This is a genomic window from Streptomyces sp. WMMC1477 (assembly GCF_027460245.1).
Taxonomy (GTDB): Bacteria; Actinomycetota; Actinomycetes; order Streptomycetales; family Streptomycetaceae; genus Streptomyces.
The window spans coordinates 3,874,834-3,895,685 of record NZ_JAPZBD010000003.1; the positions used below are offsets into that span (position 1 = coordinate 3,874,834).

Genomic DNA, 20,852 nt, shown 5'->3' on the forward strand with positions numbered 1-20,852 from the left:
GATATGAACTCCCGCCAGCGCCGCGGCATCCTCCTGATGCTCCTGTCCGTACTCGGCGCGCTCGTCGCGTTCGTCGGCGTCCTCGCCGTCGTCAACGACGTGGAGTCCAAGGTCGGGCCCGAGGTGCGGGCTTACGAGGTGACGAAGGACATCGAGCCCTACCAGGAGCTGCGGGCCGAGCAGTTCACCGAGATCAGCATGCCCGAGCGGTGGCTGCCCGAGACGGCCGTCACCGACCTCGCGGCGATCAAGGGCAAGATCGCCGTCAACCCGCTGAAGTCCGGTTCCCTCCTGCAGCGCGACATGATCGCCGACCGTCCGGCCCTCGGCGCCGGGCAGCAGGAGATCGCCATCATGATCGACTCCGCCACCGGAGTCGCCGGGAAGATCACCCCCGGCGCCCGGGTCAACGTCTACGCCACCTTCCGCGGCGAGGGCGACGACCCCGACGTCTCCCAGCTCATCGTCGAGTCGGCCCGCGTCATCGACGTCGGCGAGCTCACCAGCATCGAGGACGACGCCGACACCGACTCCCGCCGCGCCGGCGGCACCTCCGAGGCCGTGCCCATCACCTTCGCCCTCGACACCCGCGGCGCCCAGCGCATCGCCTACGCCGAGTCGTTCGCCACCCACGTCCGGCTCGCCCTCGTCGCTCCCGGGGAGCAGAGCGGCATTCCCCAGGACGAACGCACCTACACGCTCGGCGAGGACAAGTGAGGCAGCCCATGCACCAGCCCGCCACGCGCATCCTCCCCGCCGTGGGCGACGCCGACCTCGCCCACGCCCTCGCCGAGCTCCTCGGGCGCCTCCCCGCGGCCGAACCCCAGCCGCCCATCGGCAACTCGACGTCCCTGCTCGACCTGCTGGCCGCGCTGGGCTCCGAGTCCGTCGCCGGGCTCCCCGAGGTCGTCCTCGTCCACGAGCGGGTCGGCCCCCGGCCCGCCCTCGACGTCATCCGCGAGATCGCGGTGCGCTTCCCGGCCGTCGGCACCGTCCTCATCACCAGCGACCCCAGCCCCGCCGTCTACTCCGCCGCCATGGACAGCGGGGCCCGCGGTGTCCTCGCCCTGCCCATCGGCTACGAGGACCTCGCCGCCCGGGTCCAGGCCGTCGCCGGGTGGTCCACCGGGGTGCGCCGCCACCTCGGCCCCGGCGAGGACCCGTTCGGCCCCGGGCCCGGCGGCACCCTCGTCACCGTCGCCGGGGCCAAGGGCGGCGTCGGCACCACCCTCACCGCCGTGCAGCTCGCCCTCGCCGCCCAGGCCTCCGGCCGCGAGACCGTCCTCGTCGACCTCGACCTCCAGACCGGCGACGTCGCCTCCTTCCTCGACGTCCAGTTCCGCCGCTCCGTGGCCGACCTCGCCGGCATCAGCGACCTCACCCCCCGCGTCCTCCAGGACGCCGTCTTCGCCCACGAGAGCGGCCTCGCCCTGCTGCTCGCACCCGCCGAGGGCGAGCGCGCCGAAGAGGTCACCGACTCCGCGGCCCGCCAGCTCCTCCACGCCCTGCGCGCCCGCTACGACGCCGTCGTCGTCGACTGCGGCGCCCACCTCGACGCCGCCGGCGCCGCCGCCGTCGAGACCGCCGACACCGCCCTGCTCGTCACCACCCCCGACGTCGTCGCCGTACGCGGCGTCAAACGGCAGGTGCGGCTGTGGGACCGGCTTCAGATCCGCAAGGCCGAGGACACCGTCACCCTCGTCAACCGGCACACCCGCGGCACCGAGATCCAGCCCCCGCTCATCGCGCAGATCTCCGGCACCCGCGTCGCCCGCACCACCGTCCCCGCCGCCTTCAAGGAGCTCCAGAGCTGCCTGGACTCCTCCCGCATGCACGAACTCGACAGCCGCGGCAGCGTCCGCCAGGCCCTGTGGGCCCTGGCCGGGGAGGTCGGCCTCGTCGGCGGCGAACGGCGCGGCGGCACCCCGGCCGCCGCCTCCGGCCGTTCCGCGCTCCTCCCCGCCCCGGCCGCCCCCGGCCAGGCGCTCGTCCCGGCCGCCCGCACCCGGGGCGCCCTCAGCACCCGCCGACGCCGCCGGGGCGGCGCGGCCGGGGAGCGGTGAGCCGTGCCCGGCGGGGCGGGGCCGGTCCCGCGCACATGGTGGCCCGGGGAGCGGCGCTCCCGGGAGGGGCGTTTCCGGGACCGGGGGCAGGTGACGGTCGAGTTCCTCGGCATGCTGCCGCTGATCCTGCTCACCCTGGTGCTCGTCTGGCAGTTCGCGCTCGTCGGCTACACCTACAGCCTTGCGGGGAACGCCGCCGACGAGGCCGCCCGTGCCGCGGCCGTCGGTGCCGACTGCGCCGCCGCGGGCACCTCCGACCTGCCCAGCGCCTGGAGCTCCTCGGCCTCCGTGGGCTGCGCCGAGTCCGGTGGGCTCGTCACCGCCACCGTCCGGCTGCGAGTGCCCGTGCTCTTCCCCGGCAGCGTCGCCTTCCCCTTCGACGTCACGGGCAAGGCCGCCCACGTGGTGGAGGAGGCGGAATGAGCCGACCACCGGGCTCCGGGGGCGCGAGTGGCTCTGTGCGTGCCCGGGACCGAGGCCAGGCGGCCATCGAGTACCTCGGCTTCCTGCCCCTGTTGCTCCTCATCGCCCTCGCCGCCGTCCAGCTCGGCCTCGCCGCCTACACCGCCCAGCAGGCCGGCACCGCCGCCCGGACCGCGGCCCGCTACGTCTCCCAGGACGACGAGCGGGCCGCCGCCGACGCCGGCGAGGCCGCCCTCAGCAGCTGGCTCGCCGACGGCGCGTCCTTCGCCGAGGCCCGCGCCCCCGGGGAGGTCACGGTGACGGCCACCGTCGACATCCCCTCCGTCATCCCCTTCGTAGACTTCGGCAGCGCCACGAAGTCGGCCACCATGCCCCGCGTCCGCGACTGACCGACCCACCGCACGAGCCGGAAGGAGAACCCCGCCGTGAGCCTCAAGGCCCGCATCGCAGCGCCCGAAGCCACCGCCGACCGGCCCGAGGAGAGCCACCTCGTCGGCACGTTCCGGGCCAAGCTGCTGGAGGAGATCGACCTCGCCGAGATGTCCTCGCTGACCGCCGCGGAACGCCGCACCCGCCTGGAACGCGTCCTCGGCCACATCATCAGCCGCGAGGGCCCCGTCCTCTCCACCTCCGAACGCGCCCTGCTCATCCGGCGCGTCGTGGACGAGGCGCTCGGGCTGGGCATCCTCGAACCGCTTCTGGAGGACCCCTCCATCACCGAGATCATGGTCAACGGGCCCGACCACGTCTACGTCGAACGCGCCGGCCGCGTCGAACGCCTCCCGCTGCGCTTCGCCTCCGGCGACCAGCTCATGCAGACCATCGAGCGCATCGTCTCGACCGTCAACCGCCGCGTCGACGAGTCCAACCCCATGGTGGACGCCCGCCTCCCCACCGGCGAACGCGTCAACGTCGTCATCCCGCCGCTCGCCCTCACCGGCCCGACGCTCACCATCCGCCGCTTCCCCCGCTCCTACACCCTCCACGAACTCATCGGCCTCGGCACGCTCGACGAACCGATGACCGTCTTCCTCGCCTCACTCGTCCGGGCGAAGTTCAACATCATCGTCTCCGGCGCCACCGGCTCGGGGAAGACGACGCTCCTCAACGCGCTCTCCGGGCTCATCCCCGACGGCGAACGCATCATCACCGTCGAGGACGCCGCCGAACTCCAGCTCCAGCAGCAGCACGTCATCTCCCTCGAATCCCGCCCGCCCAACGTCGAGGGCAACGGCCAGATCACCATCCGCGACCTCGTCCGCAACTCCCTGCGCATGCGGCCCGACCGCATCATCGTCGGCGAGGTGCGCGGCGGCGAGACCCTCGACATGCTGCAAGCCATGTCCACCGGCCACGACGGCTCCCTCGCCACCGTCCACGCCAACAGCGCCGAGGACGCCCTCATGCGGCTCCAGACCCTCGCCTCCATGTCCGAGGTCAAGATCCCCTTCGAGGCCCTGCGGGACCAGATCAACAGCGCCGTCGACGTCCTCGTCCAGCTCACCCGGCACCCCGACGGCTCCCGCCGCGTCACCGAACTCGCCCTCCTCGACTCCGCGGGCCGCGAGGACTACCGCATCACCACCGTCGCCCGCTTCCAGCACCGGCCGATCGAAGCCGACGGCGTCGTCCGCGGCCACTTCAGCTACCACCCCGTCCCACGCCGCGTCGCCGAACGCCTCTACCTCAGCGGCGAGGCCCTCCCGCCCAGCTTCGGCGTCGGCGACTCCGCACTCGAACTCGCCACCCGCGCCGCCCGCTGAGGACTCCGCCGTGACTCTCGACCAGCTCATCCTGCTCACCCTCGGCGCCACCCTCGTCGCCTGCGCCCTCGCCGTCGCCGGGCTACGCACCTACGCCGCGGGGCGCGCCCAGCACCGGACCCTCGTCGAACGGCTCAGCCAGACGCCCCCCGTGGCCGGCGGCGACCGCCGCTTCGCCGCCCTCGACCGCCGGCTGCGCCGCACCGCCCCCGGCCGCCGCCTCGAACTCCGCCTCGCCGCCACCGGGCTCGACCTCACCCCCGGCGAGTACACGGTCTACGTGGCCTCCGCCGTCGCCGCCCTGTGGCTCGCCGCCCAGTCCCTCCTCTCCCCCTTCTTCGGCCCCCTCGCCGCGGTACTGGGGCTCGGCGCGGCCAACGCCTTCCTCAACTGGCAGCGCCAGAAGCGCATCGACAAGTTCATCAACCAGCTCCCCGAACTCGCCCGCCTCCTCGCCAACGGCACCCAGGCCGGACTCGCCCTGCGCACCGCCATCACCATGGCCGCCGAGGAGATGGACGCACCGGCGGGGGAGGAGCTCACCAAGGTCTCCCACGCCCTCGGCGTCGGCCACTCCCTCGACGACGCCCTCGGCGAGCTCGCGGCCCGCCTCCCCTCCCGCGAACTCGTCGTCCTCGTCACCACCCTGGTGCTCTCCAACCGGGCCGGCGGCCAGGTCGTCAGCTCGCTGCGCAACCTCACCGAGACGCTGGAACAGCGCAAGGAGACCCGGCGCGAGGTCCGGACCCAGCTCTCCCAGGTCATGATGACCGCCTACGCCGTCCCCCTCATCGGCCTCACCGTCCTGCTCATGATGGACCGCGCGGGCTCCGGCGTCCTCGACCGCATGACCAGCACTTTCGTCGGCCAGGCCGCCGTCGTCCTCGCCTTCTCCCTCTACGCGGCCGGGTTCCTCGTCATCCGCCGCATGTCCCGGATCGACGTCTGAGGCCCACCACCCATGACCCTCCTCCTCGCCGCCCTCGCCGCGCTCTCCCTCACCGGGCTCGCCTCCGGCATCCGTCTCTACCGCGCCAACGCCAAGCTCCCGGCAGACCTGGCGTTGGCGCTGGAAGTCGGCGCGTCCCGCACCACGCCCGTCGGCTCCGCCCTCGACCGCCTCGGCATGCGCTGGGCGCCCCTCGTCCTCCGGCTCATGGGCCCCCGGCGCGTCGACTCCGTCCGGCGCCGCATCGACCGCGCCGGCAACCCCGGCGGCCTCACCCTCGACCGCTACGCCGCCCGCCGCGCCGTCTACGGCTTCCTCGGCGCCTTCGGCGCTCTCGCCATGCTCGCCCGCGGCCAGTGGCTCCTCGCGGCCCTCATGGTCGCCTTCGCCCTGTTCTGGGTCGAGGTCGGCATCGCGGCGTCCATCCGCATCCGCCGCGCCGAGATCGAGCGCACCCTCCCGGACTTCCTCGACGTGCTCGCCGTCGTCGTCTCCGCCGGCCTCGGCTTCCGCCAGGCCCTCGACCGCGTCGCCGAGCGGTACGAGGGCCCGTGGGCCGACGAACTCCGCATCACCCTGCGCCAGATGGACATGGGCGTCAGCCGCCGCCAGGCCTTCGAGGACCTCCGCCGCCGCAACGACTCCGAACAGGTCGCTCTGTTCGTCACCGCCCTCCAGCAGGGCGAGGACCTCGGCGCGCCCATCGTCGACACCCTCATCGCCATCGCCGCCGACATGCGGCGCACCGACGCCCAACTGGCCCGCCGCCGAGCCGCCCGCGCCGTCCCCAAGGCGACCCTCGTCATCACCACCGTCATGGTTCCGGCCACGCTGATCCTGCTGGTCGCCGGTCTCTTCCTCGGCACCGAAACCGAGTTCAGCCGCATCACGGGGGAGTGAGGGGTGAGTGAAGTGGCCTTGACACATTACGAATTCCCACACAATTCACCGCACCCCCTTCGCGTGCGCAACCCGTTGTGGCAGAGTCACTCTCTGGAGCGAACCCTGACCACGTCGCCGCGTACCGCTGACGGACCGCGAGGAGGCCATGTCCCATGCCGAACCATGTGACAGCGGCCCCCCGCGACGGTCTGGGCCCCGCCCCGCCCCCGTCCCGCTCCACAGCCCGACCCCACACCCCCGCGCCCGACCCCGGAGAGGGAGAACCCCATGCCGCGCCTTCCGCTCTTCAAGCCCCGCCCCGACGACCGCGGCCAGACCGCGATCGAGTACCTCGGCATCCTCGCCGTCGTAGCCGCGATCATCGTCGTGCTGTTGGCAACAGACTTTGGCTCGTCAATCGTCGAGGCCATCAACCAGCAGATCGCCAAGGTGACCGGTGGGGAGTAATTCGTTCTTCGTGGGGCAGTGAGTCCGGTCAGACCTTCCCTGCTTATATCACGGTCATTGCAGGCCTGTTGTTCCTAGCGCTCGCCTATTTTGCTTTCGGGCAAGCCTCTACCTCACGAAGCGATGCCCAAGGTGCAGCCGATGCTGCGGCCCTGGCTGCGGCCAACGATGTGCGGCAGCAACTAGGTGAGGGGTTGATTGAGGACATATCCACCCCGGATGAGTGGGAATCTTTGCTACGAGGGCATGGTTTCCTAGTGCACCGAGCGTGCGATTCAGCCCGAGAGTTCGCTGCTAAAAACGGGGCCGATTCGCTGTCGTGTGAGGCTAAAAATACTCCTCTTCCTGAGTTCACTGTCTCGGTGAAGAATCAGGAATCGATTGGCGATACGGTTATTCCTGGGACAACAGGTTTGTATGCCCAGGCTGTTGCCAGTGCGGTGATTGAGCCCCGGTGTCGTGTGGAGATGGGTGATGAGACGAAGGGGAGTGGTGAAGAGTCACCCCCAGTTGAGTTGCACTGCAACGGCGAAGAGTTCATCGTGGATACCGATCAACCTGATTCGGTGCCCGATTTTGATCAGCTCTTTGTGGTCCGGTTGTCGGAGTGACTGAAATGCATGGACTAAGGATGTATTGGATGATGGTGAAGCGTGTAAAGGGTCTGATCAGGGGGCTGGGTTACGGATGTTCCGCGGTTGCTTTGGCGTGCACGCTCGCTGCGTGCGGCGGTGGTGAAGAGAGCGCCGAGGAGGGGCGGAAGGACCAGCCATCCGACGCTCGGAAGAGCGAAGGAACCCAGGGTCCTGATGGTAAGAGTAAAGAGGTTGACACCGCTAGCGTAATTGGTGAGCTACGTGGCCCGAACGGCGTTCTTGTTCAAGTCCACTCTGCTGTGCGGGACCCCGGCGGATTCGTTACCGTTGAGGCAACGCTGAAGAATGAAGGGTCAAAGGCATTCGACCCTGTTCGTCTGCGGTCCCTTGAGAACAGCATCAAGTCGAAGTCCGATATATCCGGTGCCACGTTGGTGGACAAGGATGCAAAAAAAAGGTATCTGGTTCTCCGCGATACAGATGGCCAGTGCCTGTGCACAACCAGCATCTCGTTGACGGGGTCGGGGGAGTCACGTCCCCTGTTCGCCCAGTTTCCTGCGCCCCCGAATGGTGTGGTGGAGGTCGAGTTCCAGCTTCCCACGATGACTCCGGCCACGCTTGAACTGACCGAGGGGTGAGCATATGACCGTCCGGCGCGGCCCAGTGACATCCGCAGCGGTGGCGACGCTCACCGCCGCCGCGCTCACCCTCACGTTGGCTCCTGGCGCGAGCGCTGACGGGCCCTACGGTTCGGCCAACGACAAGCCGCCCGTACGCATCGACGCCAACTCACCGCAACTGCGGATGCGTGACGGTGCGACGCTCGCGGACCCGCGAGTCATCGACATCGTCCAGGTCGTCGAGGACGGCTCGGGCGAGGAGCGGCGCGAGGACTCGAACGAGAAGACGAAGTTCACCCTCCAGGCGGAAGTTCTCTTCGGTATGGACAGTGCCGAACTCAACAGCGAGGCCAGCGCCCGTATCAAGGACATCGCGGACGAGATCAACGAGCAGGGCTCGACCGAGGTCAACATCTACGGCTTCACGGACAACCTCGGCTCCTATGATCACGGCGTCACGCTTTCCCAGGATCGGGCCGAGGCTGTGCACCGTGCGTTGGCCAAGCATCTCGACAACCCGGGGATCACGTTCAACATCCGTGGGTACAGCGAGGACTACCCCGTCGCGTCCAACGCCACGGAGGAGGGCCGGACGAAGAATCGCCGGGTGGAGGTCTCGTTCCCCCGCAACGAATAAGCTGAGCGTAGTAGTGTGGTTACTCTGAGCCGGTTCGTTTACCTCTCCCCCGTGGCGGACCGGCTCAGGCCTACCTCGACCTCGGCGTGAACGGTTGTCAAGCTCCCAGCTCGAACCATACGACCTTCCCGGGGGCGGCCCCGCCCCGCGACTCCGAGCCGAAGGAATAGCGCCCCCAAGCTCGCGACAGCAGCTCCACGAGCAAAAGCCCCCGACCGAAAGGCTCCTCGGTGCCCACGGTCAACGGCTCCGGCAACTCCGGGTCGCTGTCCCACACGCTGACCCGTAGATCCCCCTTGCGGGCGGTGGCCCGGATGAACACCGGGCCGTCGGAGTGCTTCACCCCGTTGGTTACCAGCTCACTCGCGAGCAGCAGTGCGGTCTGGGTGACATCACTGCCGAGGCCGAAGTTCACCATGGCGGCCTTCAGGGTGCTGCGCGCGATGCCGGGTGCGCGCGGATCGTTCGTGAGCTGGAGGCCCAAGGCCCACTGGTCCGGCGGTTCCGTCGTCGGCTTGAGGTGATCGGAGGCAGAGTAGAGCGTCATGCGGAGCACTTCCTCTCGGAGACGGCGAGATGGCTACCCGTTCCGGTGGCCCGCCGCCCCACCGCGCGCAGGCAGGACGGTGCACTTCCTTCACGGTGCCACGGTCCGTGAGTGACCTGAAACACACGGTAGGGCATTAGGATGCTAATGGTCCACCATGTCAGGTTAATGAATGAAACTTCGATAGGTTGAGGCCCAGACCGAGGGAAGGACTGTATGCCTCAAAGGAGTGCTCCAACGGCTCGTCAGCGGCGGCTGGGCTACGAGCTGCGCCGACTTCGGGAGCGGGCGGGTCTGTCTGCTACTGAAGCCGGCCAGTTGCTGGGCGTGCAGCAGTCGCGGATCAGCAACACGGAAGCTGGGCGCATCCCCATCAGCCCCGAGCGAGTCCGCACGTTCGCACACGCCTACCAGTGTCCGGATGCGGATCTCATCGAGGCCCTTGCCGGCATGCCGTCCGGACGGGCGCGGAACTGGTGGGACGAGTACCGGGAGACGCTGCCTGCGGGGCTGTTGGACCTCGCGGAGATGGAGCACCATGCCACACGCATCCGGACTGCGCAGGTGACGCATATCCCGGGAGTGCTCCAGACCGTCGACTACGCACGGCTGGTCTTCCGGCAGAGCATCCCCGCACTGCCGCCTCCGGAGGTCGAGTTCCGGGTGTCGCACCGCGTCAAGCGTCAGGGCATCCTCTATCGCGATGTGCCGACCCCGTTCACCGCCGTCATTCATGAGGCGGCGTTGCGGATGAAGTTCGGCGGAGTCGCCGTGACCAGGGAGCAGCTCGAGCATGTAGCGGACATGAGTGAACGGCCCGAAATCGCCGTCCGAGTGATCCCCTTCGAGGCAGGAATCTTTCCCGGATCGGGCCAGACCATCGTCCTGGCCGAGGGGCCTGTTCCGCAGTTGGACACAGTGCAGCTCGACGTCGCACACGGTTTCGAACTCGTCCATGCGGAAGTAGCTTTGGAAAAGTACCGGATGGTTCTGGACCGCATGGAAGCGATGGCCCTGGATCCGGAGCCGTCAACCGAGTTCATCCGTTCCCTGGCCAGCGCCTTGTGAGAGGAAGCCCATGGTGGAGTGGCAGAAGTCGTCGTTCAGCAGCGAAGGCGCCAACTGCGTCGAGGTCGCGACGATGTTCCCGGGAGAGGTGGGCATCCGGGAGTCGGACGAGCCGCGGACGGTGATCTCGACTACGCCCCGGCGCCTGGCCGCCCTGCTCGCCGGTGTGCGTTCGGACAAGCTGCCCGAGTAGGGAGGTGCGGGCGCGCCGTTACCCTGGCCGGGTGACGGACGTTGACGATCGCGTGTTCCCCGCCGCGCTTGCCGCTGCCCTGGCGGAGCCCTTCGACTACGACGGCGGCGACGGCGTGGACTTCGAGCCCTTCGAGGGCCTTCTCTCCGCCGCCGACACGACCGATTGGTTCCGCGCCTGGACTGGTAACGGCGAGCTCACCGGGGACGCGTTCCGTGTGTTCGGCATGAACGGCGCCGGCGGCTACGCGGCGTTCTGGCTGGTCCGTCAGGGGCGCCCCCTGGAGGACCAGCCCGTCGTGCTCCTGGGCTCCGAGGGGGAGACCGGCGTCATCGCGCGCGACCTCGGCGACTTCCTGTGGCTGCTGGCCGAGGGCTACGGCCCGTTCGAAGCCATCTCGGCGTTCACCGGCTACGAGCCGGAGTGGACCGCGCGCCCCAACGAGAGGCTGACCGCCGTCGCCGAGCGCTTCGCGCCGCACGGCCGCCGCGCGGGCGCGGAGATCATCCGGAGTGCTGCCCGCGCATACCCGGACTTCGACGAGACGCTGATGAACCTCTGCCGGTGACCAGGCCATTCGCCTGGCGGCTGTAGGCCTGCTCTCACTCCGCCGCGCGGCGCGCACCAGAGCGAACCACGAACGACCTGTGCACCTGAGCCGCCCATGGTCGCGGTGGTGGACGTGGTGGCGAGAGCGAGTACCCCGAGAGCTCCGGCCAGGTGCGGTAGGCCGCGCAGGCGCCGGGGTTTCGCCATCCGGCCGGTTCGCGGGCGAAGGCCTCGACGAGTGGGGCGTCGCAAGTGGCGCTGCGTGCCTCATCGCTCGGCGTGTAGGGCACGAGCAGCAGCCAGGCGAACCCCACCCACAGCACGGACGTGAGTCCCCAGAGTATGAGGGTGCGGCTTCCGGCTCGCAGCTTCTCCGCTTCGAGTCGTTGCTCTGTGCTCACAGCCCCTCGCCTCCACCTGGTGGCCAGTGGAGATCCTCACGAACGGGTGCACGGGGCTCCGCGGCTCCTTGCCTACGTGCCCTTGGCTGACAGGCCGGCCGGGTTCGGCTGTCAGTCCGCCCGCGTACGGTGAAAGTCCATTCGACGCTCGGGTGGGGGCGGGTCCGCCGTTCGTAGGGGGGCGAACCGGCCGGGCCGCGGGCGACGTCCCGTGATCATGAACAGGAGCCTTCCATGACGACCCTGACCGATCGGCCGAACACCGCGTTGCTCGTCATCGACGTCCAGAACGGTGTGGTGGCGGAGGCCCACGACCGTGACGGGGTGGTCGCGAACATCAACACGCTGGTGGGCAAGGCCCGCGCGGACGGCGTCCCCGTGGTGTGGATCCAGCACGCGGACGACGAGCTCGAACGGGGCAGTGAGCCCTGGCAGTGGGTGCCGGAGCTGGACCGCGACGCGGCGGAGCCGCTCGTGCACAAGTCCTACGGTGACGCGTTCGAGGACACGACGCTGGAGGCGGTGCTCGCCGAGCGCGGGGTGGGCTGGCTGGTCGTGACGGGGGCGGTGACCGACGGGTGCATCCGCGCGACGATCCACGGTGCCTTCGTCCGCGGGTACGACGTGACGCTGGTCAGCGACGCGCACACCACGCAGGACTTCCGCGAGTACGGCGCGCCCGCGCCGGACCAGGTGATCGCGCACACCAACCTGTACTGGCAGTTCCAGTCCGCACCCGGCCGCCAGGCCGTGTCCGCCGGCACCGCGGACGTGGCTTTCACGGCGGTCGCCGGCTGACCCGGCCGCGTGTGGTGACGGCTTCGCCGTCGCCACACGCCGTGCCGCCCCTCGGTTCGCCGGTGGCCTCCCCCGAGAAGGGTGACGGGCGACGCTGTGTCGGTGTCACCGTTCGCGGGGGCGCGTCGTCACCCTGGGATGAGGACGGCGTCGGTGCGCGGAGGGCGGCACGGGTGAGCGGCAGCAGGATTCTGGTGACGGGGGCGACGGGCGTGCTGGGGCGGCCGCTGGTGGAGCGGCTGTTGGCGGACGGAGCCGCGGTGCGGGTGATGAGCCGGCGCGCGCGTCCGGCGGGGGACGGGCGGCGGTGTGAGTGGCGGGTGGCCGACCTGGAGACGGGGGAGGGGCTGGACGCGGCGGTGGCCGGCGTCGACGTCGTCGTGCACTGCGCCAGGCACCAGCGCAAGGAGGCGGTACACACGCGGAGGCTGCTGGACGCCGTGAAGGCGGCGGGGCGGCGTCCGCACGTCGTCTACATCTCCATCGTCGGCGTCGACCGCGTCCCGTTCTCCTACTACCGGAGGAAGGTCGAGACGGAGCGGCTGGTCGAGTCCTCCGGACTGCCGTGGACCGTGCTGCGGGCGACGCAGTTCCACGACCTGGTCGCGGCGGTGACGTCGGCTCAGTGCAGGCTGCCGTGCGTGTGCGTCGGCAAGGGCGTCCCGTGTCAGCCCGTGGAGGTGCGGGAGGTCGCGGCCCGGCTGGCGGAGCTGGCGCAAGGGGAGCCCTCCGGTCGCGTGCCGGACGTCGCCGGGCCCGAGGTGCGTTCCTGGTACGAGCTGGCGCGGGCGACGATGGCGACGTGGCCGCGGCGCCGCCGCATCGTGCAACTGCGATTGCCGGGGAAGACGTTCCGGGCGTTCGCGCAGGGACGTCACACCGCGCCCGACCGGGCCGTCGGCAAGGTGACGTTCGAGGAGTTCCTGGCCGCCCATCGGCGCGGGTGAGCCGGGATCAGGCTTCTCCTGCGGCGACGAGGCCGTGAGTCGGGACGCCGAGGACGCGGCGGCGGACGTGCACCAGACGGAGGGCACGTTCGGGGATCGCGTGCTGCACAGCAACCACTGGACGATCGAGCCCGGGACGGCCGTGTTCGGCGGCCCTTCGGCCGACGTCAGCTGAGGAACGCGGCCACGGTCGACGCGAACGGTGCCGGGTCGTCCAGCCAGGGGAAGTGACCGGCGCCGGGCTGGACGACGACACGGGCGTCGGGCAGTAGATCCGCGAGGCGCTCGACGGCGGCGGGCGGGCTGGCCACGTCGAACTCCCCGGCGAGGAGGAGCACGGGTCCGGGCAGGGCAGCCAGCGCGTGGCGGGTGGCTTCCGGTGCGAAGGAGTTGTCGCTCATGAACACCCCGGCGGCCTCCTCGTGCCGCTGGTGTTCTCCCGCCGCTTCGTGGGCCCGGGCAGCGTCGTCCCAGCGCCCGTACTTGAACGGAGTGATGCGCTGCCAGTCCTCGAAAGCGGCCTGCCCGGTGGCGACCGCCTGCAGGCCGGCCCAGGCGTCGGCGAACCAGGGCTCGTCCTCGCGGAGGAGAGCGATCTGCCGGCGCTCCTCGGCACCCGCGTCGATCCCGACGGCCGCCCCGTTGGGCGTCACCAGGACGAGCCGCCCGATCCGCTTCGGGTGGCGTTCCGCGTAGCGTGCGGCGAGGTTGGCACCGGCGGAGTGGGCGAGGAGGTCCAGCCGTTCCAGGCCGAGGTGCTCGCGGAGGGCCTCGATGTCGTGGGCCTGCCGGTCGCAGCGGTAGGTCGAGGGGTCCTCGGGCCGGGCGGACGCGCCGGTGCCGCGCAGGTCCAGGAAGACCAGCCGCCGTCCGGCCGCGGCGGCCAGGCCGCCCAGGGAGCCGAAGTAGGCGGCGTCCCGCATGGGTCCTCCCGGCAGGCACACGAGCGGCCGGCCCTCACCGTGGACGTGGTAGGCGAGCCGGGTGCCGTCGTGCGCGGAGAAGTGCGCGGCGGAGGCGGTCATGCCGGTGATCTTCGCACCCGCTCCGACGGCCCGGCAATCGGGTTACGCCGACGCACCTCCGCCCGTCCCGGCCCGTGGCGCGGTCGGAGGTGGCTGCGGCCGACGTCCTTGACCCCGCGGTCCCGGTGATCGCCCACTGCTGGGGCCCCGGCTGCGACGGCGCCACCCGGGCGGCCCTCGCCCTGGCCCGGCTCGGGTACCCGGTCAAGGAGATGTTCGGCGGCTTCGAGTACTGGACGCGGGAGGGCTTCGCCGTCGAGACGGCGACGGGGACGCGGAGTGCCGCCCCCGACCCCCTCACCGCACCGGCCGACGACGTCTCCTGCGGCTGCTGAGCACCCTCGCGGGCGGTGTCGGGGCGCGGCTCAGCAGGGGTGGCCCTGCCGACGCAGCCAGTCGCACTGGGTCTCGCCGCTCGTGGGGCCGCCGTCGTAGGCGCGCGGGTCCCGGTGCCCGGGGCCGACGGGCTCGTGTGGCTCGAACACTCCGTCACCGTCCAGATCGCCGCCGTCCGGGGTGATCTCGGCCCCGGGCGGCATGGTGCAGCGGGGGCGGTCCGCCGGATCCGTCGTGCACTGGCCGGAGGTGGCGGCGTCGGGTGCGGCGGGGGCGGGCGGAGCGCTCTCGCGCAGGGCGTTCGCCTGGGCGAGCAGGGCGCTCGCGGTGTCCGCCTGGCCCGGGCTCCAGGACGCCGGCCGTGCGGCGGCCCCGGCGGGCGCCTCCGCGGAACCGTCCGTCGCGGAGCAGGCTCCGAGTGCGAGGACGAGCGCGCACGCGGGCCCGGCGACGACGGCGGTACGCAGGCGGGTTGCGAGCATCTCGACCCCCAAGATCACATGGGCAAGATCACGTGAGTGGCGTATGTCAGGTTATGCCGGTTATCGCCTGCTGTACACCCCGGAGTTGTCCGGTGTGGGCCCGCGGGGTCGGCCCGCCCGGGCCGACCCGGGGTTCGGGTCGGCCCGGGCCCGGCACCGGCCGTCCCCTCCCGGCCGGCCGGTGCGCGCCGACGCCGGTGGGCGTCGGCGCGATCAGGGTGACGGGTCGGTCAGTCCTCGGGGCCGACGGCCTGGTCGACCGGGTCCGCGTGCTCGTCGCCGCTGAAGGCCGGAGGCCAGACGACGAGGGTCGCCTGACCCTGCCGGGTCAGGTCCGGGTCGTCCACGGTGACGAGTTGGCCGGGAAAGGCCCGTTTGAGGGCGAAGGAGTCGGCCTGGGTGAAGGTGCCGCGCAGGACGAGCGCCTGGCCGACCGCGTACACCGAGCGGGTGCCCGGCGGCATGGGCCAGTCGCCGTCGAGGAGCTGCGGAGGCGACTGTCCCTCCCCCTCCGGGGGGCCCTCGCGAAGGTACTCCGCGAACCGGTTGGCCGCGTCCTGCGCCCGGCCTAAGCCCGATCGGTCCCGACTGCCCCGTCCGTCATGTGCGTTCAAGTTCCCCACCCCGGTAGAACGTTCATTCTTTATTGTTGCGAGTTAAAAAGTTAGAGCGTTTGCGCGCGCGACATCAAGGGATTACTGATGGCTGCTTTAGGCCAGATTGGCAAGGGTTGCGCGCTGCGTCCAATGACTTTGCTCTGTGAATATGCCGCCTCCGTTGGCTGGGAGTGCGAGGCGTTGGGGTGCCGCCGTGCGGACGGAGCGATGCGGGGATATTTTGTGCCCGTATGCCCGGATTCGACGGCGTTGCTGTGGAACCGGGACCGGCCCACGCACACGGAGGAAGACCACGGTGGCCAAGACACCCAAGCGGGAACGGCAGTACGAGCACATCAAGGAGAGCGCGAAACAGCGCGGCGGGCGCTCCGCCCGACGGGCGGAGGAGATCGCCGCGCGGACGGTGAACAAGGAGCGGGCTCAGGCGGGGGAGACCCGCGGATCCTCCCGAGGCGGCCAGCGCTCGCGACAGGGCGCCTCGGAGCGGACGAAGGACGAGCTGTACGAGGAGGCCAGGCGGCGGGACATCAAGGGCCGCTCCTCGATGAGCAAGGACCAGCTGCGCAGCGCGCTGGGCCGCTGACCGGCGGCCCAGCCCGCGCGCCGAGCCGCTCGTGAGCCCCGGCCCGGCCGTCCGCACCACGGCGGCCGGGCCGGGGCCGTGCACGTCCTCGGCGCCGCGCCGCAGGCACACCCGTTGGCACGCCCGGAGCCGGGGATGCGTGAGCTCGCGGCCCGACGGGCACCCGAGACGACGGAAGGCAGCCAGCCCCCCGAGGCCCGGCCGGTGCGGCCGGGCGACTGGAGGTAGCAGTGAACGCCGCGACAGCCGTTCCCCGGACGCCGACGGCAGCCGTCCCGAGGCACCCCGAGCCGGTGCCGCCCGTACCGACTCCCGGGCCGGGGCCGGGCGGGCCGGAACCGGGACCGATCCCCGCTCCTCCTCCCGGGCCCGTCCCCATCCCGCCGGAGCCGCCGGTTCCGGAACCTCCGACGCCCGACCCGGGGCCCACGCCCGAGCCGCCCGCACCGGAGCCGGAGCCACAGCCCTCACCCGCCTGAGCACCGGCGGCCTTCGACACACCGGGCCGCGGGCGGGACGCCGAACGCGGCCGCCCGCGGACTCCGCACACAACGCTGCACGGCCCGCCCTACGCGGAGTGCGCCGACCGGTCCAGCCGGTTGACGACGACGGGCATCCCGAGGAGCGTGTCCTCCCGGAAGCGGCGGTAGCCGAGCCGCTCGGCGACACGGAAGGACGGCGCGTTGTCCGGGTGGATGTTGCAGGTGAGGTAGGGCTTGCCGCAGCGCGCGAACCCGAAGTCCACACAGGCGCGGGCCGCCTCCGTCGCGTAGCCGTGGCCCCAGGCGTCGCGGCGGAGCGTCCAGCCGACCTCGACCTCGTCGAACTGCTCCCAGTGGATCAGACCCACCCGGCCGAGGAACTCCCCGGTGCCCTTCCGCTCGACGGCGAACAGGCCGTAACCGCGCTCGGCCCACTGCGCCACGAAGTGACCGACGCGCTCTCGCGTGCGCTCCGCGTCGAACGCGGGCAGGTAGCGGCCGACCTCGGGGTCGGACTGCATCTCCACGATGCGGTCGGCGTCATCGAGGGTCAGCGGGCGCAGGAAGAGCCGTTCGGTGGTGATCACTTGACCGAGGATAGGCGGCCGCTCGGACAGCGGGGCCGAAACGGAACGATTCATCGCAGGCCAGGCGGGGGGCAGGCGGGGCGGGGAAGCCGGGCCGCCCGGTTCATGGACCGGCCGGGAGGGACTCCACCCGCACGACGGCGCCCGCCACGAGCCCCCAGCCCGCCATCGAGCCCGCCGCGGACTCCAGGACGTGCCGGGCCCGCGGCCGGGGCAGCCCGACCCGCCCGGGCCGCATCGTGCGCACGGCGAGCACCCGCAGGTCACGGCCCAGATAGGCGACGTCGATGGGGAACCGCATGCCGAGGGTGTGGACGCCGCCCGCCGGGGTGAGGAGCAGAGCACCCTCGACGCCGTCCCGGCCGAGCAGCCCGCGGCTGCGGGCGCGCAGCGTCGCGGCGACCTCCAGCCGGATGGTCACCTCGCCTACGTGCAGGAGAGCGGGGCCGTCGGCCGCCGCCGCGGGGGGCAGGCTCACGGCCGGTCAGACTAGCCGCTGTGGCGGCCGAGTTCTTCCGGGAGGGGATCGGCGACGAAGCTGGACGGAAGCCGAACGGCCCCCGCGCCGCACCCGCCCCGACCACTTCGCTCCGCACACCGGGCCGCCGACCCCGCCCGCCGACCCTGCCCGCCGACCCCGCCCGCCGACTCTGCCCTCCGACCCCGCCCTCCGAGCCCCTCCGCCGAGCCCGTCCGCCGACTCGGGCCGCCGAGTCGGCTGGCGGATCCGGCCTTCCGTGGGCCGCCGCGTCCGTAGGCTCGGGCCGTGGCCGAACTGATCGTGGTGCTCCTCGCCGTCGCGTACGGCGCCGTGGCCGGGCGGCTCCTCGTCCGTCCCGCCTACCGGTTCGCCGTCCCGGCGGGGGAGCCGTGGCGCGACCGCTGCCCGGACGGCCACCCCGTCGTGGGGTGGCTGGGCGGCGGCCGGTGCACCGGCTGCCGCGGCGCCGCCGCCTACGGCCCGGCACCCCTGTGGCTCGTGCTGCCCACGGCCGTCGCGTGCGGCGGGCTCGCCGCCGCCGTCGGCCCGCGGCCGGAACTCGTCGTCTGGCTGGCCCTGACCCCGGTGGCCGCCCTGCTCTGCGCTGTCGACCTGCGCGTGCACCGGCTGCCGGACCCGCTCACGCTGCCGCTGGCCACGGCCTCGGCCGCTCTGCTCGGCCTCGCCGCCCCCCTGCCCGGCGCCGGCGGGACGTGGCCCGGTGCGCTGCTCGGCGGTCTCGCCCTGGGGGCTGGCTATTTTGTGCTGTTTCTCATAAATCCCCGGGGCATGGGCCTGGGCGACGTCAAGCTGGCGATCCCCTGCGGTGTCGCTCTTGGGTGGTACGGCGCGCAGGCCGTGCTGATGGGCACCTTCACGGCGTTCGTGCTGGGTGCGGCCTATGGGACGGCCCTGGTCCTGGCGGGCCGAGCAGGGCGGAAGACCCCTGTGCCGTTCGGGCCTTTCATGATCGTCGGGGCCTTCGCGGGGGTGGCCGGAGGTGGACTCGCCCTATGAAGAAACGGCAACGATGCGCGGATCACGGCCGGGAAGGGGCTATGGTGGAAACCCCCCCTCGGGCCGGTCCGTATCCCCCCCACGGACCGGCCCGCTTTTCGTTCCGGGTGGGGTGCCCGTGCGACCGGGGCCCGGGGGGTGTCCCCCGGGGTGGCGCAGCCCCCCACGGACCGGCCCCCTTCTCGTTCCGGCTCAGTTCTCGCTGCTGCGGGCCCACAGGTTCGTGCCCGGTGCCGAGACCGCGTGGGCGTCGATCTCCGCCAGTTCCTCCGCGCTCAGCGGCGGGCCGCCCAGCGCCGCGACGTTGGCCTCCAGCTGGGCCACGCTGCTCGCGCCGATGAGGGCCGAGGTCATCCGGGGGTCGCGCAGGACCCAGCCCAGCGCGAGCTGGGCGAGGCTCTGGCCGCGCCGCTCGGCGATCCCGTTGAGCGCGCGCAGGCGGCCGACCACCTTGTCCGTCAGCAGGCCGGGGTCGAGGGAGGTGCCGCGGCTGGCCCGTGAGCCCTCGGGGATGCCGTGGAGGTATTTGTCCGTGAGCAGGCCCTGGGCGAGCGGGGCGAAGGCGATGCAGCCCATCTCCGCGTCCTCCAGGGTGTCGAGCAGGCCGTCCTCCTCCGTCCAGCGGTTGATCATGGAGTAGGAGGGCTGGTGGATGAGCGGGCGTACCCCCATCTCGCGCAGGAGGCCCACCGCCTCCCGGGTGCGCTGGGTGTTGTACGAGGACAGCCCGACGTAGAGCGCCTTGCCCTGCTGGACGGCGGAGGCCAGGGCGCCCATCGTCTCCTCGAGCGGGGTGTCGGGGTCGAAGCGGTGCGAGTAGAAGATGTCGACGTAGTCCAGCCCCATCCGGCGCAGCGAGGCGTCCAGAGAGGACAGCAGGTACTTGCGCGAGCCCCACTCGCCGTACGGGCCGGGGTACATGAGGTAGCCCGCCTTGGTGGAGATGACCAGCTCATCGCGGTAGGGGCGGAAGTCCTGGCCGAGGATCTTGCCGAAGTTCAGCTCGGCGGAGCCGGGCGGCGGGCCGTAGTTGTTGGCCAGGTCGAAGTGGGTGACGCCGAGGTCGAAGGCGCGGCGGAGGATGGCGCGTTGCGTGGCCAGCGCGCGGTCGTCACCGAAGTTGTGCCACAGGCCCAGGGAGACGGCGGGGAGCTTGAGCCCGCTCCGGCCGCTGCGGCGGTACTCCATCGTGTCGTAGCGGGAGTCCGCCGCCGCGTAGTGCTCGGTACTGGTCGTGGTGCTGGTCGTGCCGGTCATGCTCCTCTGACTATCACGGGCCGCCGACATCGCCCCGGAGCCGCCCGGGGCGTCCGGCGCGGCTGACTGGCAGTAGGCTTCTCGCGGCGTGCGACGTGGGCAGTGGAAGGGGCGACGGGCTCGGATGAAGGAGAAGCTGCGCAATCTGGTGGTCCGCCTCTACTCCCGCCGGGTGGAGGGCCATCTCGATCTGGCGCAGGTCCCCAAGCACATCGGCGTCATCCTCGACGGGAACCGGCGCTGGGCGCGGGCCTCGGGCGGTACGACGGTCGAGGGCCACCGGGCGGGCGCGGAGAAGATCCGCGAGTTGCTGAGCTGGTGCGACGAGACGGACGTCAAGGTCGTCACCCTCTGGCTGCTGTCGACGGACAACCTGGACCGGCCGGCCAACGAGCTGACCCCGCTGCTCGGCATCATCGAGGACACCGTGCGGCGGCTGGCGGGCGACGGGCGGTGGCGTGTCCACCACGTCGGCAACCCGGACCTGCTGCCCGACCACACCCAGCGGGTGCTCAAGGAGGCCGCGGAGTCGACGTCGCGGAACACGGGCATCCTCGTCAACGTGGCCGTCGGCTACGGCGGACGGCAGGAGATCACCGACGCCGTCCGCTCCCTGCTGGCGGACCGGGCCGACCGCGGTGAGGCGCTGCCGCACCTGGCCGACACGCTCACCATCGACGACATCGCCGAGCACCTCTACACGCGCGGCCAGCCCGACCCGGACCTGGTGATCCGCACCAGCGGCGAGCAGCGCCTCTCGGGCTTCATGCTCTGGCAGAGCGCCAACTCGGAGTACTACTTCTGCGACGTGTTCTGGCCGGCCTTCCGGAAGGTCGACTTCCTGCGCGCCCTGCGCGACTACGCCGCCCGGCACCGCCGCTTCGGCCGCTGACACCCCGGCCCGACGCGGCGCCGGAGTGCGCCGGACGGGGCGGGCCCGCGCGGCTGACCTCCCCGTTCACCCGCGGGTGAGCGGGAGTTCGTCTCGCCGCCCGCATATGCCAAGGCATGCGGGCGGCCGTGCGGGGGAATACCCCTGGCAGGCCGGCACCCAGACGGGGAGGTCGGCCCCGGGAGGCCC

At 71.6% G+C, this 20,852-nt stretch carries 27 protein-coding genes and 1 pseudogene; 21 read left to right on the plus strand and 7 right to left on the minus strand.

Going from position 1 to position 20,852, the window contains the following annotated elements; translation table 11 throughout:
• Positions 1 to 3 precede the first annotated feature (3 nt).
• The 11 genes from cpaB to O7609_RS17480 all read left to right on the plus strand — a co-directional run bounded on the left by cpaB (position 4) and on the right by O7609_RS17480 (position 8,401).
• Positions 4 to 717, plus strand: a complete 714-nt coding sequence (gene cpaB, locus O7609_RS17430) for a Flp pilus assembly protein CpaB (RefSeq protein WP_269743861.1) — start codon at positions 4 to 6, stop codon at positions 715 to 717.
• Between the two features lie 8 nt (positions 718 to 725).
• Positions 726 to 2,063 carry an AAA family ATPase gene (locus O7609_RS17435; protein ID WP_269743862.1) on the plus strand — a complete coding sequence of 446 codons (1,338 nt, stop codon included), beginning with the start codon at positions 726 to 728 and terminating at the stop codon, positions 2,061 to 2,063.
• A 90-nt stretch (positions 2,064 to 2,153) separates the two neighbouring features.
• Entirely contained in the window at positions 2,154 to 2,486 is a 333-nt protein-coding gene (locus O7609_RS17440) for a TadE/TadG family type IV pilus assembly protein (protein WP_269736065.1), read from the plus strand.
• On the plus strand, positions 2,483 to 2,875 hold the full coding sequence (locus tag O7609_RS17445) for a TadE/TadG family type IV pilus assembly protein (RefSeq protein WP_269743863.1): 393 nt from the start codon (positions 2,483 to 2,485) through the stop codon (positions 2,873 to 2,875). The genes O7609_RS17440 and O7609_RS17445 overlap by 4 nt, the downstream gene beginning before the upstream one ends.
• Positions 2,876 to 2,911: 36 nt before the next feature.
• Positions 2,912 to 4,249: a CpaF family protein gene (locus O7609_RS17450; protein WP_269736063.1), complete on the plus strand. Its 1,338-nt coding sequence runs from the start codon at positions 2,912 to 2,914 to the stop codon at positions 4,247 to 4,249.
• Between the two features lie 10 nt (positions 4,250 to 4,259).
• Entirely contained in the window at positions 4,260 to 5,198 is a 939-nt protein-coding gene (locus O7609_RS17455) for a type II secretion system F family protein (protein WP_269736062.1), read from the plus strand.
• 12 nt (positions 5,199 to 5,210) lie between these two features.
• Positions 5,211 to 6,098 carry a DUF5936 domain-containing protein gene (locus O7609_RS17460; protein WP_269743864.1) on the plus strand — a complete coding sequence of 296 codons (888 nt, stop codon included), beginning with the start codon at positions 5,211 to 5,213 and terminating at the stop codon, positions 6,096 to 6,098.
• A gap of 270 nt (positions 6,099 to 6,368) precedes the next feature.
• Positions 6,369 to 6,548, plus strand: coding sequence for a Flp family type IVb pilin (locus O7609_RS17465; RefSeq protein WP_269743865.1), 180 nt, complete (start codon positions 6,369 to 6,371; stop codon positions 6,546 to 6,548).
• A gap of 56 nt (positions 6,549 to 6,604) precedes the next feature.
• Complete coding sequence (locus O7609_RS17470; RefSeq protein ID WP_269744372.1) at positions 6,605 to 7,159, plus strand: pilus assembly protein TadG-related protein; 555 nt, start codon at positions 6,605 to 6,607, stop codon at positions 7,157 to 7,159.
• Positions 7,160 to 7,188: 29 nt separating this feature from the next.
• Positions 7,189 to 7,782, plus strand: coding sequence for a hypothetical protein (locus O7609_RS17475; protein WP_332330050.1), 594 nt, complete (start codon positions 7,189 to 7,191; stop codon positions 7,780 to 7,782).
• A gap of 40 nt (positions 7,783 to 7,822) precedes the next feature.
• Positions 7,823 to 8,401: an OmpA family protein gene (locus O7609_RS17480; RefSeq protein ID WP_269743866.1), complete on the plus strand. Its 579-nt coding sequence runs from the start codon at positions 7,823 to 7,825 to the stop codon at positions 8,399 to 8,401.
• Between the two features lie 97 nt (positions 8,402 to 8,498).
• On the opposite strand, the gene O7609_RS17485 is transcribed toward O7609_RS17480, so the two are convergent.
• The gene (locus tag O7609_RS17485) at positions 8,499 to 8,948 is read right to left on the minus strand and encodes an ATP-binding protein (protein ID WP_269743867.1); all 450 of its coding nucleotides are present in this window, start codon (positions 8,946 to 8,948) and stop codon (positions 8,499 to 8,501) included.
• A gap of 216 nt (positions 8,949 to 9,164) precedes the next feature.
• On the opposite strand from O7609_RS17485, the gene O7609_RS17490 reads away from it, so the two are divergent.
• The 6 genes from O7609_RS17490 (at position 9,165) to O7609_RS17515 (ending at position 13,079) form a co-directional block, all read left to right on the plus strand.
• On the plus strand, positions 9,165 to 10,016 hold the full coding sequence (locus O7609_RS17490; protein ID WP_269736055.1) for a helix-turn-helix domain-containing protein: 852 nt from the start codon (positions 9,165 to 9,167) through the stop codon (positions 10,014 to 10,016).
• A 13-nt stretch (positions 10,017 to 10,029) separates the two neighbouring features.
• The gene (locus tag O7609_RS17495; RefSeq protein WP_443072151.1) at positions 10,030 to 10,209 is read left to right on the plus strand and encodes a DUF397 domain-containing protein; all 180 of its coding nucleotides are present in this window, start codon (positions 10,030 to 10,032) and stop codon (positions 10,207 to 10,209) included.
• Positions 10,210 to 10,240: 31 nt separating this feature from the next.
• Positions 10,241 to 10,777: an SMI1/KNR4 family protein gene (locus O7609_RS17500; protein WP_269736053.1), complete on the plus strand. Its 537-nt coding sequence runs from the start codon at positions 10,241 to 10,243 to the stop codon at positions 10,775 to 10,777.
• Between the two features lie 616 nt (positions 10,778 to 11,393).
• Positions 11,394 to 11,957 (plus strand): cysteine hydrolase family protein, encoded by a 564-nt coding sequence (locus O7609_RS17505; protein WP_269743868.1) that lies wholly within the window; start codon positions 11,394 to 11,396, stop codon positions 11,955 to 11,957.
• A gap of 173 nt (positions 11,958 to 12,130) precedes the next feature.
• Entirely contained in the window at positions 12,131 to 12,904 is a 774-nt protein-coding gene (locus O7609_RS17510; RefSeq protein ID WP_269743869.1) for an SDR family oxidoreductase, read from the plus strand.
• A gap of 34 nt (positions 12,905 to 12,938) precedes the next feature.
• Positions 12,939 to 13,079, plus strand: coding sequence for a hypothetical protein (locus tag O7609_RS17515; RefSeq protein ID WP_269743870.1), 141 nt, complete (start codon positions 12,939 to 12,941; stop codon positions 13,077 to 13,079).
• Here the strand turns inward: O7609_RS17515 and O7609_RS17520 are convergent.
• A complete protein-coding gene (locus tag O7609_RS17520) occupies positions 13,072 to 13,929 on the minus strand; it encodes an alpha/beta fold hydrolase (protein ID WP_269743871.1) in 858 nt (285 codons plus the stop codon). The genes O7609_RS17515 and O7609_RS17520 overlap by 8 nt on opposite strands.
• 29 nt (positions 13,930 to 13,958) lie before the next feature.
• On the opposite strand from O7609_RS17520, the pseudogene O7609_RS17525 reads away from it, so the two are divergent.
• Positions 13,959 to 14,264: pseudogene (locus O7609_RS17525) on the plus strand (rhodanese-like domain-containing protein); the annotation flags it as partial.
• A gap of 30 nt (positions 14,265 to 14,294) precedes the next feature.
• Here the strand turns inward: O7609_RS17525 and O7609_RS17530 are convergent.
• Together O7609_RS17530 and O7609_RS17535 are read right to left on the minus strand one after the other, a co-directional pair.
• On the minus strand, positions 14,295 to 14,747 hold the full coding sequence (locus tag O7609_RS17530) for a hypothetical protein (RefSeq protein WP_269736048.1): 453 nt from the start codon (positions 14,745 to 14,747) through the stop codon (positions 14,295 to 14,297).
• Positions 14,748 to 14,977: 230 nt separating this feature from the next.
• Complete coding sequence (locus tag O7609_RS17535) at positions 14,978 to 15,211, minus strand: hypothetical protein (RefSeq protein WP_269736047.1); 234 nt, start codon at positions 15,209 to 15,211, stop codon at positions 14,978 to 14,980.
• Positions 15,212 to 15,659: 448 nt separating this feature from the next.
• Here O7609_RS17535 and O7609_RS17540 point away from each other — a divergent pair, with 448 nt between their 5' ends.
• Positions 15,660 to 15,947 (plus strand): plasmid stabilization protein, encoded by a 288-nt coding sequence (locus O7609_RS17540; RefSeq protein WP_269736046.1) that lies wholly within the window; start codon positions 15,660 to 15,662, stop codon positions 15,945 to 15,947.
• Positions 15,948 to 16,515: 568 nt separating this feature from the next.
• On the opposite strand, the gene O7609_RS17545 is transcribed toward O7609_RS17540, so the two are convergent.
• Complete coding sequence (locus O7609_RS17545; RefSeq protein ID WP_269743872.1) at positions 16,516 to 17,016, minus strand: GNAT family N-acetyltransferase; 501 nt, start codon at positions 17,014 to 17,016, stop codon at positions 16,516 to 16,518.
• Between the two features lie 103 nt (positions 17,017 to 17,119).
• On the minus strand, positions 17,120 to 17,488 hold the full coding sequence (locus O7609_RS17550) for a DUF192 domain-containing protein (RefSeq protein WP_269737223.1): 369 nt from the start codon (positions 17,486 to 17,488) through the stop codon (positions 17,120 to 17,122).
• A 294-nt stretch (positions 17,489 to 17,782) separates the two neighbouring features.
• On the opposite strand from O7609_RS17550, the gene O7609_RS17555 reads away from it, so the two are divergent.
• Entirely contained in the window at positions 17,783 to 18,514 is a 732-nt protein-coding gene (locus O7609_RS17555; protein WP_269736044.1) for a prepilin peptidase, read from the plus strand.
• A 192-nt stretch (positions 18,515 to 18,706) separates the two neighbouring features.
• On the opposite strand, the gene mgrA is transcribed toward O7609_RS17555, so the two are convergent.
• Positions 18,707 to 19,771: an L-glyceraldehyde 3-phosphate reductase gene (gene mgrA / locus O7609_RS17560; RefSeq protein ID WP_269736043.1), complete on the minus strand. Its 1,065-nt coding sequence runs from the start codon at positions 19,769 to 19,771 to the stop codon at positions 18,707 to 18,709.
• Positions 19,772 to 19,895: 124 nt separating this feature from the next.
• Here mgrA and O7609_RS17565 point away from each other — a divergent pair, with 124 nt between their 5' ends.
• Entirely contained in the window at positions 19,896 to 20,663 is a 768-nt protein-coding gene (locus O7609_RS17565) for an isoprenyl transferase (protein ID WP_269736042.1), read from the plus strand.
• The last annotated feature ends 189 nt before the right edge of the window (positions 20,664 to 20,852 follow it).